We start from the raw sequence: 16,575 nt of genomic DNA, 5'->3' as shown, positions 1-16,575 counted from the left end.
GGTCAGTTCTGTGGCGCGCCTTGTTGCACCCAATCGGCCAGCATGTCTATTTCGCATTGGGGCAACATAGCACCGCTCGGTGGCATGGCCACATAATTGTTCTGGTGCTGCACTGCGCCCATCAACCGGCCGTCCAGCGCCACCGTGTTCAATACGCTCCATGCGGTGAAGTTAAGACCGCCTTGCGGGTTGGCACCGCTGTGGCAGCCCTGGCACTTTGCGGCAACGAGGGGTTGGATGCGCATGCTGTAGGTGACATTGGTGGTGTCGCAACCACCGGAGTACGAGTCGCAGTTGAGGTCCTGGGCGCCCTGTTGCAGCCATTGTTGTATGAGCGCCAATTGTGCGGGCGATAGTCCGGTTTGTTCCGGAGGTGGCATCACGTCGTCGGGGTCGGTTTCGGTCAAGGCCTCCCAGAAATCACCGTCCTGCACTTTGCCGCTGGACATGAGCGAGTTGTAACTGGTGATCTGCAACCAGTCGTTGTCGTCGGTGGCAACGTTGTGGCACCCCGGCACAGCGCAGTTGCTGATCAGTATGGGCAGCACCTGCTGGTTGAAGTAGACCACCCCGCTGTCGCAAGGGATCCCGGTGTAGGTGCCACCACCACCGCCATTGCCGTTGTCCACCAGTTCCGGGCCGATGGGCGGTTCGTGCACGCAGGACGCGAGCATCGCCACCGTTCCCATGGCCGAAGCCCAATAGGTGATCTGGTTCGTTTTTCTCGAAGTGAACATGGTGCGTTGCCGATCAGTGGTGCAAGTGTTGGACAGGTCAGGGCGATAACCTTTGGAAGTATGACGAGGCAGGAAGGAGCGCCGACGAACCGGTCACTTCGCGTTCGTCTCTTTCTGCGGCCTTTCGCGGAGTTCGAGCAGGGCGGCCACAAGACCGATGGCATCCAAGCTGTTGTGGTAGCGCCCGCGCCGATTGAGCTCAACGATGCGCCCGAGCAGTTTGTCGGGCTGTGTTGCCAGCAGTTCCCGCAGATCGAGCGGGTCTATGTGGATCAGTTCCTTTTTCGTTCCCACGGTTCCTAGGTATTCGTTACACGCTCCGAACAACAGTTGCCCGGGCCACTTCGCCTCACGGCGCCTCACTTTCTGCGGCCATGTCCCGATTTCCCCACCGTCCATGGGCCACTCCTGATCGGCGCCGAACACGTCATTGTTCATGCGTTCCGCTCGGCGGCCCGGGCCAACATGTTGAGCGTGCCGGACGAACCCGACGGTGCGAAACAACCCTGCCGGGCAAGCGGCATCACCGTCGGTTGCGATGGAGCGGGCAGGATGGGCGATGGAGCGGCTAACCGGCCAACCAGCGCTTGAACTCGGCGGAGCGCTCGCTGCTCACCACGGCATCCTCTCCGTAGGGCGGTTCCATGATCACCTTCACCCGGCTCTTGCTGTAGGCCAGCAGCTCCTTGATGGCCGGGAACTGGACGATCACTTGGCGGTTGATGCGGAAGAACTTGTTCGGATCAAGCTGCGGCTCAAGACGGTCCAGGCTTTCGTCCAATGGCAGGTCGCGGCCCTCTCGGGTGCGGAGGAACGTGTTCTTGGCCAAGGAATGGATGTACGCGATCTGGTCGGGCTCCACCACTTTGAAGTGGTCGCCGTAACGGATGAGGAAACGTTTGATGGGTGTTGCGGTGGCCGTTGCGGTGGGACCGACGGTGCCCAATTCCCGCAGATCGCGCACAGTGCGCAGTTGTTTGAAACGTTCCAAGGCGCTCTCAAGCTCTTCCTTCTTCAGCGGCTTCAAGAGGTAGTCCAGGGCATTCACTTTGAAGGCCTTGAGGGCGTGCTCATCGAATGCCGTGGTGAAGACCACGGGACAATCCACCTCGGTGTGCCGGAAGACCTGGAAACTGTCGCCATCGGCCAACTGCACATCGAAGAACGCGAGGTCCGGCGCGGCATGATCGCGCAACCAGGCCATGGTTTCAGCGATTGACGCAGTGATGCCGACGGTCTTGATCGACCCGTCGATCTCGCCAAGGAGCTTCTGCAGCCGATTCACGGCGGCCTGCTCGTCTTCCACGATCAATACGTTCATGGTCTGCTGGGCAATAAGGGTATGCGAACTTCAAAGCGACTGTCCGTCACCTCCAACTGGATGGGCCGGTCGGTAAGCATCTGATAGCGCTGCCGGATGCTCTCCAAGCCATAGCCGGTCCCCGGCGAAGCGGTCGCGCGCGGCCGGTACGGGTTCGATACGTGGAGGACCCCATCCTGTGCACCGACTTGCACCACCAACGGTTGTTCGGAGGTGGCTACGTTGTGCTTGATGGCGTTCTCCACCAGCAGTTGCAGCGTTAGAGGTGGCAACAGGAGATCGAGCTGTTCCTCCGGAACGTGTGCTTCCAGGCCGATCCGGTCGCCGAAGCGCCGGTGCTCCAAACTGAAGTACGTGTGCAACAGGGGCAATTCTTCCCGCAGTGTGATCAGGTCCTTTTCGCGCACCTGCAGGATGTTGCGGAAGAAGTCGCTGAGCTGCTGGGTGTGTTCAACGGCCTTGTCCTTGTCCTCCTCGATCAGCCCCATCAGTGTGTTGAAACTGTTGAACAGGAAATGGGGGTTCACTTGGCTGCGCAAGGCCTCCAGCTGGAAGCGCGCCGACTCCTTGGCCATGCGATCGCGGTAGCGGATGCGGTTGTCGCGTGCCCTCAGGAGCAGGTAGGCCATCAACGCGATCGAACATGCCGCGATGGCGATCGCCCACCATTCCCGCCACCAGGGTTCGTTGATGATGAACGCCAGCGTGGTCCATTCATGCGGCATCGTGTTGTTGCCAGCAGCAGCGCGCAGTTCAAAACGGTAATGGCCCGGGGACAATCCGCTATAGGTCACTTCCCGGTCCCGGGTCGAACGCACGGTCGTATCCGACCCCATCAACCGGTACTCGAAGCGGATGTGTTCCGGTGCGGCAAAACGCAACCCGGCGAACTGCACGGTGATGAGGTTTTGGTGATGGTCGAGCGAAATGTGCTCGTTGAGCGGGATCGGCTCGGCGCCCCAGAGCATGGAGGTAATGACGGTGGGGACCGATGGATCGAGCACATCAGGTGAAGGGCGGAGGCGCACCAGCCCGCGATCAGTGCCCAGCCACAGGGCCCCGGATACATCGGTGCAGGCAACGTTCAGCTCAGCGCGCGCGCCTGCAAGACCGAACTCGTGCGTCAGGTCGAGGATCTTTCCGGTTGCCGGGTCGAATGCGGCCAGGCCGCCCTGGCCCCAAGCGACGATGCGATCCGCGAAATGCTCGATGGTGTACATCTCACCGTCGAACGGTGGCAGGTCCTTGCCGAAGCACCGGAGTTTGGGCGCACCATCAAACAACAAACAGAGCCCGGTGGTGGGGCCCGTGCCCCAGAGGCGCCCCTCCTGGTCGCTGCAGATGGAATAGAGCGTGTTCACCTGCTCTTCGAAGTACAGGCTTGGCTGGCCGTCCGGTGCGATGCCCAGCAGCCCACTGCCATCGGTGGCTGCGAAGGCGCCCTTGCCCGGCAGCACGGCCACATCGTAGAGGAAGCCGCTGCCCAGGGTGCGGGGCGTGATGAAGCTCCCTTCCGGCGCTGCCGAGCGTGCGCTGTGCACGGACAAGCCGGCCAGTGTGGCGAACCATGTTTCCAGCCAAGCCTCTTCCCCTGGTGCAATGGCCAGCACATTATCGTTGACCAGTCCGTTCGCGCTGGTGAAGTGGTCGACAATACCCGTTGCCGGATCGCAGCGGAAAACACCGCTGCCGAACGTGCCCGCCCAAACTTTGCCGCTCCGGTCCGCACCGAGCGATACGACAGGGGTATGCTTGGGAACCTCCAACGGCAGGCGCATCAATTGTTCCCGGTCAGGGAACCCTGCGAAATGCCCGAAGACGCCGTCCGGTGTTGCGATCCAAATGCGGCCTGTTCCATCGGCGCACAGCGCGGTGATGCGGGTCAGGTCCAAACCTTCATGCACAGGAGTGAAGAGCACACGCGGGTCGGCGCGGAAGAGGCGTTCACCGTCCTCGCACCACCAGACGCTTTTGTCCTTCGTGCGCAGCAGTTGCAATGGAGGGCGGCCAGCCTGCTGCTCGTTGGGAGGGAGATAAGTGGCGATGCCGTTGCGCAGGGCCAGCACTACCACGCCCTTGCCCGTGGAAACGAAGACCGTGCTGTCCGAATAAGCCAGTGAGCGCACGGGACCATGCGACCAATTGGGCGTGAGCGGACGTGCATGACCTGTCCGATCCACTTCCACCACACCGTGGCGATCAGTACCAACGATGGCTGATCCATCATCGGCACTGCACAGCGCGGTCACAAGATTGTCGGGCAGGCCATCGGCTTCCCCGATGGTGCGCAACACTTTACCGTCGCGCGAAACGATCACAAGGCCGAGGTCCGTTGCCACGAGCAAGTGTTCCCCGAACGGCTGTACGGCGTGCACATGTTCATCCGGGAGGTCTTTGACATGTGCAACGACCGCTTTCCCGGTCCCGTCCAGGATCATGACGCCGCCGCCGTACATACCGATGCACAACTGGCCATCGCTCAACGGAACAATGGAACGGACGGGAGCACGGGCCATCGAGCTATCCATGAACAGTAGTTCCGACCGGCCGTCGCGGAAACGCAGAACCCGGCCATCGCTCAGGGAGGCCAGCACAGCGGCACCTTCCGCGGACAGGCAGGTCACGGAGGCACCGTCGGTCCTGAGCATCATGTCGGTGCGTTCCCCGTCCGTGCGCATTACACCCATGTTGCTGCCCGCCCAGATCAGACCATGAGCATCCTGCGCCAGGCATTGGATGTGCGGTCGTTGTTGTCCCACGCGGATGTCGTAGGTCCGCGTGTCGGGGTATTGCGCCCAAGCCGCGGATGACCACAGCAGGACCCAAGGCAAGGTTGGTCGCACTACGCGCATCACCGGCGGCGTTTGGCCGTTGGCGTGAAGGCAATGGCCACGGTCACTTGCACTCGCGGGCTTACTTTCTGTTGTACCACCCGTGGTATGCGGATCTCGTGCTCGGCCAGTTCGATCTCGAACGACGAATCGACAGTGACACCGTCTTCCTTCACCACCAGAACACACTCGATGATGCGCTCGCGCTGCACCCCGTGCACAAGTAGGTCGCCTTTCGCCCGCACGCGATAGGTGCCCGGCTTGGTCAAGTCCACGGCTTCAATGATGCGACCCTTGAAGATCGCGTTCGGATGCAACGGTTGTTGCATGTAGTTCTCCATGAAGTGCTCGCGCTGCAACGGGCTGTTGAACCCTTCAAACGTCCCAACCGGGATCTGCACGGCGAAGCTGCGCGCCGTGATGTCCAGAATAGCGGTGGCTTGACCGGTCCGCGCTTCGATGCGTTCCATGGGAGCGTCGCTGACGAAGGATACCGCGGCCTGCCCGGAGCGCAGGAGCTGACCGTTCTGGGCCATGGTGCCCCCGCTGCACAACAGCAGTGCGCATGCCCAAGCTGTTTTCCGTGCAAGGCTCACCATGTTGGCCAAAGGAGCATCGAAGGCACCGTGTTCTTCTGCACTATCACGACGGGACCGGATGCAGGCGTTCCGGAACGGGCATATCGGTCCACCAACTCGTTCAACAAGCCCCATGCGTGTGGCACCAAGGTAGATCAGCTTTTGCAACCCCGGTGCCCGCATGTCTCACTTCAGGTACCGCCAATCCTGGCCGTTCTTGATCCGCTTCAACGCAGCGGCCATCAGCAGGATCACTTTCTCCACGTCCTTCTTGTGCACGCTTTCCACGGTGGTGTGCATGTAGCGCAGTGGTAGGCTGATCAGCGCGCTGGGCACACCGGCAGCGCCGTAGGCGAACGCATCGGTGTCGGTGCCCGTTGCGCGGCTCACGGCTGCCCGCTGGAACTTGATCTTCCCGGCCTCGGCGGCGTCGATGATGAGCTTCAATACGTTGTTGTGCACGGCAGGACCGTAGCTAAGCACCGGCCCGTTGCCGCATGACACGTCGCCGCTGCTGATCTTGTTCATCATGGGTGTCTGGGTGTCGTGGGTAACGTCGGTGCAGATGGCCACGTCCGGGCGTATTCGCTCCACGATCATCTCCGCACCGCGCAAGCCGACTTCTTCCTGCACACTGTTCACGATGTACAGGCCGAACGGCAGTTTCACCTTCTGCTCGTGCAGCAGCCTGGCCACTTCGGCGATCATGAAACCGCCCATGCGGTTGTCCAGTGCCCGACCGGTGTAGTAGCGGTCGTTGAGGAGCATCAGTTCATCCTCGTACGTGATGACGCAGCCCACGTGCACGCCCAGCGCCTCCACCTCGTCCTTGCTGTTGCAGCCCAGGTCCAGGAAGATGTTCTCCAAACTGGGCACGGGGTCGTTCTTGCCGGTGCGTACATGGATGGCGGGCCAGCCGAACACCGCCTTCACGATGCCCTTGCTCGTGTGGATGTTCACACGCTTGCTCGGTGCGATGGTATGGTCGCTGCCGCCGTTCCGGCGCAGGTACACGAAGCCGTCCTTGGTGATGTAGTGCACGAACCAGCTGATCTCGTCGGCATGCGCTTCAATGACCACCTTGTATTTCGCGTCCGGGTTCACCACGCCCACCACCGTGCCGTAATTGTCAACGATGTGCGTGTGGATGTAGGGCTTGATGTAGTCCAGCCAGATCTTCTGTCCGCTGCTCTCGAATCCTGTGGGGCTTGGGTTGTTCAGGTAGCGCTCCATGAACGCTTTGGAGGCGGGGGTGAGGATGCTCTTCTCTTCCTTCTTCTTGCCGGTGGACTTGGTGCTCTTCTTGGCCATGCTGCTGCGTAAGCCCTGGTGGGCTGCTGGCGAAACTACCCGGGCGGGCAGGGGAGCTTCGGTCTGATGGGCCGCGGATGTCAACGACCGGATGTTGCTGCCGGAACCCTCCGTACCGGAACTCCGTAGAAACGGCCGCTCGAACGACCACCTCGCACGGGCAGTGAACATGAAGAACCTCTTCCTACCTGCGATCCTCGCTTTCGTTGCCTTGGGCTCCACGGCCCAGAACGTGCCCTTTGACAAGGAGCATGTCAGCGACCCGGCCAAGCTCAAGCGCGCGCAGGACGCTATCAAACAGGGCGATAAGCTCGCGAGCGGCGGCGCCCATGCGCTGGGCCTTGCGCTGGTCAGCTACGAGGAGGCCTATGCCATCAACCCCGACAACGCCGCACTGAACATGAAGATGGGCCTGGCCCACTTGAACGGTGCACAACGTCACCTCTGCCTGCCTTACTTTCAAACTGCCGCCGACCTTGACCCCAATATTGAAGGTGTGCACTTCTTCGTGGGCTTCGCGCACCACTTGAACGCGAACTGGGACAAGGCCCTGGCAGCGTTCGAGCAGCACAAGAAGTTGCAGGCCAGTATGGTGGGCGAGCCCGACCCGCGCATGGCCAACTTGGAGAAACTGATGGTGGAATGCCGCTCCGGCAAGGCGCTGTCAGCCACGAACACCGGCGCTACGGTTACGGCGTTGGGTCCTGCCGTGAACTGCGAACAGACGGACTATGGTGTGCTCATCGACAACACCGGTAACGGCATCCTCTTCACGAGCCGGCGCTCCAGCACCACGGGCGGCAAGATCAACAAGGCCACCAACGAGTACTTCGAAGACATCTACGCCAGCACGCAAACCGGCACGGGCTATTCCGTTCCGGTACCGCTGGCAGTGCCGGTGAACAGCCTGGGCAACGATGCCTCCGTGTGCCTGAGCACCGATGGGAACACCATGCTCATCTACCGCGATGTGGCCGGCCCCGGCGACATTTATCGCAGCGACAAGACCAACGGCACATGGAGCACGCCTACCAAATTGGGCGCTAACGTGAACACCAAGTTCCACGAAGGCAGCGCGTGGATCACCGCCGACAAGCAGTGGATCTACTTCGTGAGCGATCGCCCCGATGAGAACCTCGGCGGCCAGGACATCTATCGTGCCCGATGGGATGAAACGACCAATGATTGGGGCATTGCCGAGAACCTCGGGCCCGATGTGAACAGCGCCTTCGACGAGGACGGCATCTACGTTGCGCCGGACGGCAACACCATCTACTTCAGCAGCAAAGGCCACAACACCATCGGCGGTTACGATGTGTTCGTGAGCCGCTTCGAGAACGGCTTCTGGACCAAGGCCAAGAACATGGGCGTGCCGGTGAACTCACCCGACGACGACCTCTACTTCGTGCTGGCTGCCAACGGCACCACGGGCTACTTCAGCAGCGTGCGCCCCGGTGGCGAAGGCCAGGACGATATCTACCGCGTTGACCTGTCTCCTGCGGCGCAGGACACCGGAGAGAAGGGCAAATAGCCCGGCCGGGCGACCTTCGTCGCGTGGAAGCGAAGGAGACCTTGGAGATCCGCGTGACGCGTGATGGCTCGCGCACGCTCTTCAACCCGGCAACCAACGAACCCTATCACAGTTTGCATGGCGCCGCCACGGAGTCGCGCCATGTGTTCATTGAAGCCGGCTTGAAGGCGGTTGAGGGCAAGCACGCGCGTGTGCTGGAGGTAGGCCTCGGCACGGGATTGAACCTGTTGCTCACGCTTGAGGAGGCGCAACGCTCCGGGCGTTCCGTGGACTACGTCGCGGTGGAGCCGCACCGATTGTCCGCCGAGGTGTTGAACGCCATCGATCACTGTGGTGCGTTGGGCCTGGAACAGTTGCGCGCGGCCTATGATGAGTGCATGGCTGCGACCTCCGCATGGATCACGGACCGCGTGCCGCTGACTTGCATCATAGCCCATGATCTCGGCGCCGTGGCGGATGGTCCGTTCGATGTAGTCTATTTCGATGCGTTCGCACCGGGGGTGGAACCCGCGTTGTGGTCGGAGGAGGTCTTTGCGCGGCTGTTCATGTTGATGAGGCCGGGAGGTGTGCTCGTGACGTATTGCGTGAAAGGGGATGTGAAACGCGCATTGAAACGTTGCGGCTTCGGTCTTCAGCGCCTCAAGGGCCCTAGGGGCAAACGCGAGATGCTGCGTGCCCAGCGACCTTTGTGACCATGCCCCGATTCACTATCCGCGTTTACGGCCTGCTGCTGCACAACGACCGCGTGCTCGTGGCCGACGAGATCATCAAGGGCCAGCGCATCACCAAGTTCCCCGGTGGCGGACTGGAGTACGGTGAAGGCACCAAGGATTGCCTCATCCGGGAGGTCCGGGAAGAGATCGGGGTTGAAGCCTTTGATGTGCGGCACTTCTACACCACCGATTTTTTCCAGCGGAGCACGTTCCACGCGGAAGAGATTCAGGTGTTGAGCCTGTACTACACCTTCAGGGTGCACGTGCCGGACGCTCTGCCCGTTATCGACCGGCCGTTCGCCTTTGCCGAAGAAAAGGAAGGGGCCGAGGCGTTCCGTTGGTTGGACCTTGCCACGTCGACCACCGAGGCTGTGCACCTGCCCATCGACAAGGTGGTCCTGGAGATGTTACTTGGTCAACGCTGACCTCAGCACACGATGAGCATAGCCAGCATGGCTGCTCCAACGATGATCCCAGTCCACCACAGGAACGTGCTCATGCTGTGCTGGCGGCGGGTTTTCAGATAGGGATACATCACGGGGGCTTCAACGCTTTCCACGGCGTTTGGATGCAGGCCCCATCGACCGGTCACGGCGAGGGTGATCCAACGGAACGTTAACGGTCGATCAGGCGCCCAGGCGCAGCTGCACCTGGCCCTTCACGCGCTCGTAAAGCTGGTCAGGGGCCAGGGTGCGCCAATCCATGGCGTCCAGCTTGCCGCCGCTGATGAAGAAGCGGTCGATGTCGGCGAAGCGCATGTCCTCCAGCACGTGCGGCCTGAAGTTGAGCAGCGCGATCCAGCCGTCCTGGTCCTCGCACTCTTCCCACCATTCCTCATAGTAGCTGTCGTCGCTTGCATGGAAGTTGAGCACGTTCTCGCCGATGAGGATGAAACGCTTCAGCCCGTGCGCCATCAGTTGCTCCACGATGTCGCGCTTCAGCAGCATGATGTCGTTGTGCAGAAGGTCGTTCCACTCGCCGATCATCTCCACGATGCAGTAGCCTTCGTCATGATCGGCGAAGAGGATCTTGATGTAGAGCGTTTCGCTGCCGATCTCGTCCCATTGCGGGTGCAGCACATGGTCGTACACGGCGTGCGTAAACTCGAACTCGCTGTACTCGCGGCCGTGGAACGGTGAACGCTCGTCCTCCTCGGCCATGTAGAGGTGCCGCCAGTTCCAGTAAGGCTCGAGGGTGTGCATGCGGCAACGGGGGCGCAAGTAAAGAACCTTGAACGCCGATCTGCTCGGCCTGTCGTTATCAAGGCGCATCTTCACGCCGCATCCATGCGCCGCACCTTTCTCACCAACTTGGCCCTTGTGCTGGTGCTCAACCTGTTGGTGAAGCCGTTCTACATCCTTGGTATCGATGCTGAGGTGCAGGAGCGGGCGGGAGCGGAGGAGTACGGCGGTTATGCAGCGCTGCTCAGCTTCAGTTTCCTGCTCAATATCCTGCTGGACCTTGGCATCACCAACCACAATACGCGGCTGGTGGCGCAGGATGCCAACGCGCTGCGCGAACGGCTGGGAGCGGTGCTGGGCATCCGGGCGTTGCTCGCGGTTGTTTATGTGGTGGTGTCGTGTGTTGTGGGTGTCGCGATCGGTTACGACCGGGCGCAGTTCGGCGTGCTTGGCGTGCTGCTGCTCAACCAGGTGCTGGCCATGACCTTGCTCTACCTGCGCAGCAACATTGCCGGGGCGCAGCGCTACGTGCAGGACAGTTTGCTGAGCGTACTGGACCGTGTGCTGCTCATCGGCATCTGCGCGTGGCTGCTATGGTCGGGATGGATCACTTGCAATGCCTTCGAGATCGAGTGGTTCATCTGGGCGCAGACTGCTGCGTACGGAGCGGCGGTGCTGGTGGCCCTGTTCATGGTGCGGGGCTTGGGTGCGCGCGTAGTGCCATCGTGGAGTCCGCAACGGATCGTGCCCGTTCTGCGCGAGAGCATTCCATACGCTGTGCTGGTGCTGCTGATGACCGTCTACTACCGCATCGATACGGTCCTGCTGGAACGACTGCTGCCCGATGGCGCCGCACAGGCCGGCATCTATGCGCAAGGCTTCCGCTTCTTCGAGGCGCTGAACATGCTCGGCTTCCTCTTCGCCGGGCTTTTGCTGCCCATGTTCAGCAAGCTGCTCAAAGAAGGCGGCGATGCGACCGGCCTGGCTGCGCTCGGGTGGCGGCTGATGGTGGCGGGCTGTGTGCCGGTTGCCGTTGCTGGTGCGTGGTGGGGCCGCGAAGTGCTCGAACTGCGTTACGACCATGTGACCGACAATGCGGCCATGGCGTTCTCGCTGCTCATGTGCGCCTTCTCGGCGGTGGGCACTACGTACATCTTCGGCACGCTGCTCACCGCGCGCGGTGATCTGAAAGCGCTGAACCGCATGGCCTTCGGCGGTGTGGTGCTGAGCCTCGCCATCAACGCGCTGCTCATTCCCCGACTTGGTGCGGTGGGCGCGGGCATTGCTTGCCTGGCAACACAGGGTGCCACAGCAGCTGTGCAAGTTTTCCTCTCCGTCCGTGCGTTGCGCATGCGGATCCCATGGGGTGAGGTAGCTCGTGCAGTGGGTTATGTATTGGGTGCGCTGCTGGCGGCTTGGGGACTAGCCCGCTCCGGCTGGGGCATCGTTCCAGTGCTCGGGGCCTTCGCAATATGCTGCGTGGTGCTGGCGTTCGGCACCGGCTTCGTGCGGCTGCCACAGGTGCGTGCTTTCCTGCGACCTGTCGGCCGTCCGTAGCCCACAGCCTGCTTCCTACTTTGCCGCCCTCTTACCGAACCCCTGCTTATGACCACAGCACCGAGCGACAACGCCGGCGGATCCTTCGACCTCGTGCTTTTCCTCTGGGCGCGCCGCAAACTCATCATTGGTATCACGCTCCTGGGCGCCGTCATCGGCATCGCGGCGTCGCTGCTGATCCCCAACCTCTACAAGAGCGAGGTGATCCTTTTCCCCGCATTGTCCAACAGCGTATCCAAGGCGCTGCTCACGGAGCAAAGCACCGGGCGCGATGACATTCTGGCGCTGGGCGATGAAGAGGACGCAGAGCAGTTGCTGCAGATGATCCAAAGCGATCGTATCCGGGATCGGATCACGGAGACCTACAACCTGGACAGCGTTTACCGCATCGAACAGGACGACCCGCACCGGCGGACCCTGCTGGCCGAGGAATACGACGACCACATCAAGGCCGAATACACCAAGTTCGGCAGCGTGCGCGTCGAGGTCTTGGACGAAGATCCCAAGCGAGCCATGCACATCGCCAACGACATAGCAGCGCTAGTGGATACCGTGTGGACGGCCATGGCCCGCGAACGTGCGGAAAAGGGCCTGCGCTTGGTGACCGACAAGGTGAAGCAGTTGGAGGACGGCATCAAGGCCATCGACGACAGTATGAAGGTGCTGCGCGGCTTGGGCGTGCACGACTACCACACGCAGACCGAGCGCTACAACGAGTACATGGGCGCCGCCATCGTGAAGGGCGACCAGCGCGCCATCAAGGAGTTCGAGGAGCGCTTCAAGGTGCTGGCGGAATACGGCGGTGCCTACGTGACGCTGCAAGACCGCCAATTCAACGAAGTGAAGCGCTTGAGCCTGCTGCGCATGAAGATGGAACAGGCACAAGCCGACCTGGAGAGCGACCTGCCGCACAAGTTCGTGGTGAACCGCGCGCAGGAAGCCGACAAGAAGAGCTACCCCGTGCGGTGGTTGATCGTCGTCATGTGCACGGTAAGCGCTTTCCTGCTGGCGCTCGTGCTCATCGTGGTGCAGGAGAACATCAAGAAGATCCGCACCGCCCATGTCCGTTGACCGTCCCTTCGAGCGCTACTTCCAGCTCGTGCGCGAGCGTTGGAAGACCATGGTGGTCGTTGCCGTGGTGGCCGTTGCCGCCGGCATGCTCTTCAGCGGCCCCACGTTCATCCGGCCGCGGTTCGTGTCGCGCGCCGTGGTGTACCCGGTGAACCTGACGAGCTATTCCGTCGAGACCCGCACCGACCAGCTGCTGCAGCTGCTGGAGAGCAATAGCATACGAGACAGCCTCATCGTGCATTTCGACCTGAACGAGCACTACGAGATCCCTGCCGGAACGCCCGGCAGCCGCTTCCTGCTCTACAACGAGTTCAACGACCGTGTCACAATCGGCAAAACGCGGTATGAGAGCGTGGAGATCGAAGTGGTGGACGAAAGCCCGGATACGGCGCAAGCCATCGTGCTGGGCATGCTCGATCAGGTGAACCTGCTGGCGCGCCGCCTGCAACGCGAGAAGTCCGAGGAGGTGCTCGCCATTGCGCAGCGCTCCCTGGACCATGAGCGCACGAAGCTGGACAGTGTGGAAGCCAAACTGAAGGAGCTGCGCCAGCGGACCGGACTGCTGGCCTACGAGAGCCAGACCGCCGAACTCACCAAGGGCTACATGCGCATGCTCACCCGCGGCGGCGGCGACCGGGCCAAGGTGGAGGACATGATGGGCAAGCTGCAGGAGACCGGTGGTGAGTTCCGCGAACTCACTGAACTGAGCGACCTGTTCCGGGCCAACTACGACCGCTTGCTGAGCGAATACGAGCGCGCCGTGAACGATGTGACCAAGGAGCTCACCTACGTGAACGTGGTGGTGCACCCGGAGGTGCCCGACAAAAAGATCTATCCGATCCGCTGGCTCATCGTGCTCATCGTCACGGCCAGCGCGTTGTTCCTGGCCTTCGTGCTGCTGTTGATCCGGCAACCCGCCCGCTGATGCTGCGCGCCCTTAAAGCCGACTTCGTGCTGTGGGCCTGCCTGCTGTTCGTGCTGGTGAACGGCATTGCCGTGGCGAACGAGCTGTACTGGTTCAGCTTGCTACCACCGGCCTTGTTGTGCATATGGGCGCTCATCGCGCATGTGGACAAGCTCATGCTCTTCGTGGTGTTCTGCACACCGTTGTCCATCAACATGGAAGACCTCGGCGGCATCGGCATCTACCTGCCCACCGAGCCGCTCATGGTGGCCATCATGCTGCTGTTCTTCCTGAAGCTGGCCATGGAGCGCAACGTGTTCGATGCACGTGTGTGGAAGCATCCAGTTACTTGGGCCATCTGCGCGCACCTCATCTGGATCGCTGTGTGCTGCATCCCCAGCACCGACCCGCTGGTGTCCATCAAGTTCCTCACGGCCCGGCTCTGGTTCGTGGTGGTGATGTATTTCGTTGTGACGCGCCTCTTCGAGGACTCGGCCAACATGCAGCGTTTCTTCTGGCTCTACTTGGTATCGCTCAGTGTGGTGGTCAGCTACACGCTGGTGAACCATGCCGAGCACGGCTTCGCGCAGGATCCCGCGCACTGGGTGATGAGCCCCTTCTTCAAGGACCACACGAGCTACGGCGCCATCCTCGCGTTCATCCTGCCGTTCGCGTTCACCGCCACCACCATGCCGGGCTGGTCGCGCACGAAGAAGGGGGTGGCCGTTGTGCTGCTCATCATCATCGCCACGGGCCTTGTGTTCTCGTACACGCGCGCCGCATGGGTGAGCCTGGTGGCCGCCATCGGTGTGTACTTGATCATGCGCATCAAGGTGCCTGCGTGGTTGGTGGGCCTGGGGTCGGTCGCGTTGCTCGTCGGCTACTTGATCTACCAGGACCAGCTGACGATGACCTTGGAGCGCAACCGCGACGAGAGCAGCGACGACCTGGCCGAGCACGTGAGCTCCATCAGCAACATCAGCAGCGACGCCAGCAACCTGGAACGCCTGAACCGATGGAACAGCGCGCTGCGCATGTTCGCCGAGAAGCCGCTGTTCGGTTTCGGGCCCGGCACGTACATGTTCGAGTACGCGCCCTACCAGGCCTCGGACGAACGCACCATCATCAGCACCAACTTCGGCAGTGGCGGCAACGCGCACAGCGAATACCTGGGCCCGTTGGCGGAGCAGGGCGTGCTGGGCATGGTGCTCATGGTGATCATCGTAGCGGTGGTGTCCAATACCGCCATTCGCCTGTGGTTGCGACTACCACCGGGCGTTGACCGCCGGTTGGTGGGCGCGGCCTTCTTCGGACTGGTCACGTACTACGTGCACGGCGTGCTGAACAACTACCTGGACACCGATAAGGCCAGCGTGCTCTTCTGGGGCAGCACGGCGCTGATCGTGGTGCTGGACATCAAGCACCCGAAGGCGAGTCCTATCAGGTGAAGATGCAGTGAGTACTGGCCGTCTTCAGGAGTTCATGGAATATGGTCTCACACGGAGGCGCGGAGACACGGAGAATACCTGGCCGTGCGTGAATTTCCTCCGTGCCTCTGTGCCTCCGTGTGATAGTACTCCGCGAGAAAGCGCCGTTAGCCAGCCTCAATGTGAGAGCCGCTACTTGAACTTGCAGGTGAGCAACGCGATATCGTCCAGGAACGGACGACCGCCACGATGCGCTTCGAAGTGGCCGGTGACAGCCGTGTTGACGGCCAATGCGCCGCTGCCGCTGAACTCGCGCAATGCACGTTGCAAGTGGTCGGTGCCGAAGGGTTCTTCGTGCGCGTCCTCCTGTTCCACCAAGCCGTCGGTGTAGCAGAGCAAGGTGCTGCCTGCAGGTATGGTCGCTGACCCGGTGCGCAGGAACGGCAGGGTGGGCATCATGCCGAGGCCGATGCCGCCGTCCGTCAGTTCGCGGATCGTGTTGCCGTCCCAGAGCATGGGCGGGTTGTGGCCCGCGTTCACGAACTGGACGGTGCGTTGGCGCAGGTCGCATTGGGCGATGAAGAGCGTGACGAAACGCTCGCCGCGGGCGTTGCTGAAGACCTTGTGGTTGAGGTCGCGCACCATGCTATCGAGCGTTTCGCCCTCGGCGTACTGTACCAGCGCGCGCAGTGTCGCCTGGAAATTGCTCATCAGCAGCGATGCCGCGATGCCCTTGCCGCTCACGTCGGCCACGCACAGCACCACGCGGTGTTCGTCAACACTGATCACATCGTAATAATCGCCGCCCACTTGCCGGTGGGGCTGGTACCATGCGGCGCACTCCAGCTTTTCATCGTTGGGCAGCTCGGTGGGGATCAGCATCCCCTGCATCTCGGCGGCCAGCTCCAGCTCGCGGCGGTCGCGCTCCTGCTGCAGGGCCAGTTTGCCCATGCGCTTGTTCTCCATGGCCACCACGATCAGGTTCGTGAGGGTCTGGATGAAGTTGAGGTGCTTCACCGTGGGGCTCATGCGCTGCTCCCCTTCGTCGATGTCGCCCACGAGCAGGAAGGCCAGCGGCTGGTCGCGGTGGTACACGGGCACGGCCAGGTCGAAGCCGCTCAGGCCGTGCGCATCGATGAGCGAGATATCGGTGAACTGGCCGAAGTGGTGCTCGGCGTCGATGGCGTCTTCCTTCGTGGTGGTGCCGAAGGAGAGGATGTTCTGCCAGCCCTGCGCGCGCTTGTAGAGCATGAGCCGGGTGATGCCCAATTGCTCGCGCATGATGCTCTCATACAGCTGCAGCAGTTCTGAAGTGCTTACGCTGTTGTTGATGGCCTTGGTGACGTCCAGCAGCGCCTTCAGCTGGAATTCCTTCAGGTTGAGCCGTTCGGATATGCGGTCGAGGCGCGTCAT

Annotated in this window: 15 protein-coding genes; 7 read left to right on the top strand and 8 right to left on the bottom strand. The window is 61.7% G+C overall.

The window, feature by feature from the left end; all coding sequences use genetic code 11:
- Positions 1–2 precede the first annotated feature (2 nt).
- From IPJ76_02725 to IPJ76_02700, 6 genes are all read right to left on the bottom strand, one after another.
- A complete protein-coding gene (locus tag IPJ76_02725) occupies positions 3–737 on the bottom strand; it encodes a hypothetical protein (protein QQR87161.1) in 735 nt (244 codons plus the stop codon).
- A 93-nt stretch (positions 738–830) separates the two neighbouring features.
- Positions 831–1,031: a hypothetical protein gene (locus IPJ76_02720; GenBank protein ID QQR87160.1), complete on the bottom strand. Its 201-nt coding sequence runs from the start codon at positions 1,029–1,031 to the stop codon at positions 831–833.
- A gap of 274 nt (positions 1,032–1,305) precedes the next feature.
- Entirely contained in the window at positions 1,306–2,058 is a 753-nt protein-coding gene (locus IPJ76_02715; protein ID QQR87159.1) for a response regulator transcription factor, read from the bottom strand.
- Entirely contained in the window at positions 2,055–4,910 is a 2,856-nt protein-coding gene (locus IPJ76_02710) for a histidine kinase (GenBank protein ID QQR87158.1), read from the bottom strand. Before IPJ76_02710 ends, IPJ76_02715 begins: the two co-directional genes overlap by 4 nt.
- Entirely contained in the window at positions 4,910–5,488 is a 579-nt protein-coding gene (locus tag IPJ76_02705; GenBank protein QQR87157.1) for a YceI family protein, read from the bottom strand. Before IPJ76_02705 ends, IPJ76_02710 begins: the two co-directional genes overlap by 1 nt.
- 165 nt (positions 5,489–5,653) lie before the next feature.
- The gene (locus IPJ76_02700) at positions 5,654–6,778 is read right to left on the bottom strand and encodes a M20/M25/M40 family metallo-hydrolase (GenBank protein QQR87156.1); all 1,125 of its coding nucleotides are present in this window, start codon (positions 6,776–6,778) and stop codon (positions 5,654–5,656) included.
- A gap of 169 nt (positions 6,779–6,947) precedes the next feature.
- Here IPJ76_02700 and IPJ76_02695 point away from each other — a divergent pair, with 169 nt between their 5' ends.
- The 3 genes from IPJ76_02695 to IPJ76_02685 are packed head-to-tail and all read left to right on the top strand — an operon-like array spanning position 6,948 to position 9,447.
- Positions 6,948–8,309, top strand: coding sequence for a PD40 domain-containing protein (locus IPJ76_02695; GenBank protein ID QQR87155.1), 1,362 nt, complete (start codon positions 6,948–6,950; stop codon positions 8,307–8,309).
- A 23-nt stretch (positions 8,310–8,332) separates the two neighbouring features.
- A complete protein-coding gene (mnmD, locus tag IPJ76_02690) occupies positions 8,333–9,001 on the top strand; it encodes a tRNA (5-methylaminomethyl-2-thiouridine)(34)-methyltransferase MnmD (GenBank protein ID QQR87154.1) in 669 nt (222 codons plus the stop codon).
- Positions 9,002–9,003: 2 nt separating this feature from the next.
- Positions 9,004–9,447 (top strand): NUDIX domain-containing protein, encoded by a 444-nt coding sequence (locus IPJ76_02685; GenBank protein ID QQR87153.1) that lies wholly within the window; start codon positions 9,004–9,006, stop codon positions 9,445–9,447.
- A 201-nt stretch (positions 9,448–9,648) separates the two neighbouring features.
- On the opposite strand, the gene IPJ76_02680 is transcribed toward IPJ76_02685, so the two are convergent.
- A complete protein-coding gene (locus IPJ76_02680; GenBank protein ID QQR87152.1) occupies positions 9,649–10,224 on the bottom strand; it encodes a hypothetical protein in 576 nt (191 codons plus the stop codon).
- Positions 10,225–10,308: 84 nt separating this feature from the next.
- Here IPJ76_02680 and IPJ76_02675 point away from each other — a divergent pair, with 84 nt between their 5' ends.
- Genes IPJ76_02675 through IPJ76_02660 form a run of 4 tightly spaced genes read left to right on the top strand, consistent with a single transcriptional unit; the run spans position 10,309 to position 15,183 of the window.
- The gene (locus IPJ76_02675) at positions 10,309–11,760 is read left to right on the top strand and encodes an oligosaccharide flippase family protein (protein ID QQR87151.1); all 1,452 of its coding nucleotides are present in this window, start codon (positions 10,309–10,311) and stop codon (positions 11,758–11,760) included.
- 48 nt (positions 11,761–11,808) lie between these two features.
- Positions 11,809–12,831: a hypothetical protein gene (locus IPJ76_02670; GenBank protein ID QQR87150.1), complete on the top strand. Its 1,023-nt coding sequence runs from the start codon at positions 11,809–11,811 to the stop codon at positions 12,829–12,831.
- Complete coding sequence (locus IPJ76_02665; protein ID QQR87149.1) at positions 12,821–13,756, top strand: hypothetical protein; 936 nt, start codon at positions 12,821–12,823, stop codon at positions 13,754–13,756. Before IPJ76_02670 ends, IPJ76_02665 begins: the two co-directional genes overlap by 11 nt.
- Entirely contained in the window at positions 13,756–15,183 is a 1,428-nt protein-coding gene (locus tag IPJ76_02660; GenBank protein QQR87148.1) for an O-antigen ligase family protein, read from the top strand. The genes IPJ76_02665 and IPJ76_02660 overlap by 1 nt, the downstream gene beginning before the upstream one ends.
- A gap of 171 nt (positions 15,184–15,354) precedes the next feature.
- Here IPJ76_02660 and IPJ76_02655 read toward each other — a convergent pair whose 3' ends face one another.
- Positions 15,355–16,575, bottom strand: coding sequence for a SpoIIE family protein phosphatase (locus IPJ76_02655; GenBank protein ID QQR87147.1), 1,221 nt, complete (start codon positions 16,573–16,575; stop codon positions 15,355–15,357).

The organism is Flavobacteriales bacterium (assembly GCA_016699575.1).
Taxonomy (GTDB): domain Bacteria; phylum Bacteroidota; class Bacteroidia; order Flavobacteriales_F; family PHOS-HE28; genus PHOS-HE28.
The sequence above is the reverse complement of the archived record's forward strand: the minus strand, read 5'-3'. Positions and strand labels throughout refer to the sequence as shown.

Bases quoted from the DNA above. Each gene is read 5' to 3' on its own strand.
- IPJ76_02725 (QQR87161.1), bottom strand. From the start codon at position 737: ATGTTCACTTCGAGAAAAACGAACCAGATCACCTATTGGGCTTCGGCC.
- IPJ76_02715 (QQR87159.1), bottom strand. From the start codon at position 2,058: ATGAACGTATTGATCGTGGAAGACGAGCAGGCCGCCGTGAATCGGCTG.
- IPJ76_02710 (QQR87158.1), bottom strand. From the start codon at position 4,910: ATGCGCGTAGTGCGACCAACCTTGCCTTGGGTCCTGCTGTGGTCATCC.
- IPJ76_02705 (QQR87157.1), bottom strand. From the start codon at position 5,488: ATGGTGAGCCTTGCACGGAAAACAGCTTGGGCATGCGCACTGCTGTTG.
- IPJ76_02700 (QQR87156.1), bottom strand. From the start codon at position 6,778: ATGGCCAAGAAGAGCACCAAGTCCACCGGCAAGAAGAAGGAAGAGAAG.
- IPJ76_02695 (QQR87155.1), top strand. From the start codon at position 6,948: ATGAAGAACCTCTTCCTACCTGCGATCCTCGCTTTCGTTGCCTTGGGC.
- IPJ76_02685 (QQR87153.1), top strand. From the start codon at position 9,004: ATGCCCCGATTCACTATCCGCGTTTACGGCCTGCTGCTGCACAACGAC.
- IPJ76_02680 (QQR87152.1), bottom strand. From the start codon at position 10,224: ATGCACACCCTCGAGCCTTACTGGAACTGGCGGCACCTCTACATGGCC.
- IPJ76_02675 (QQR87151.1), top strand. From the start codon at position 10,309: ATGCGCCGCACCTTTCTCACCAACTTGGCCCTTGTGCTGGTGCTCAAC.
- IPJ76_02670 (QQR87150.1), top strand. From the start codon at position 11,809: ATGACCACAGCACCGAGCGACAACGCCGGCGGATCCTTCGACCTCGTG.
- IPJ76_02665 (QQR87149.1), top strand. From the start codon at position 12,821: ATGTCCGTTGACCGTCCCTTCGAGCGCTACTTCCAGCTCGTGCGCGAG.
- IPJ76_02660 (QQR87148.1), top strand. From the start codon at position 13,756: ATGCTGCGCGCCCTTAAAGCCGACTTCGTGCTGTGGGCCTGCCTGCTG.
- IPJ76_02655 (QQR87147.1), bottom strand. From the start codon at position 16,575: ATGACGCGCCTCGACCGCATATCCGAACGGCTCAACCTGAAGGAATTC.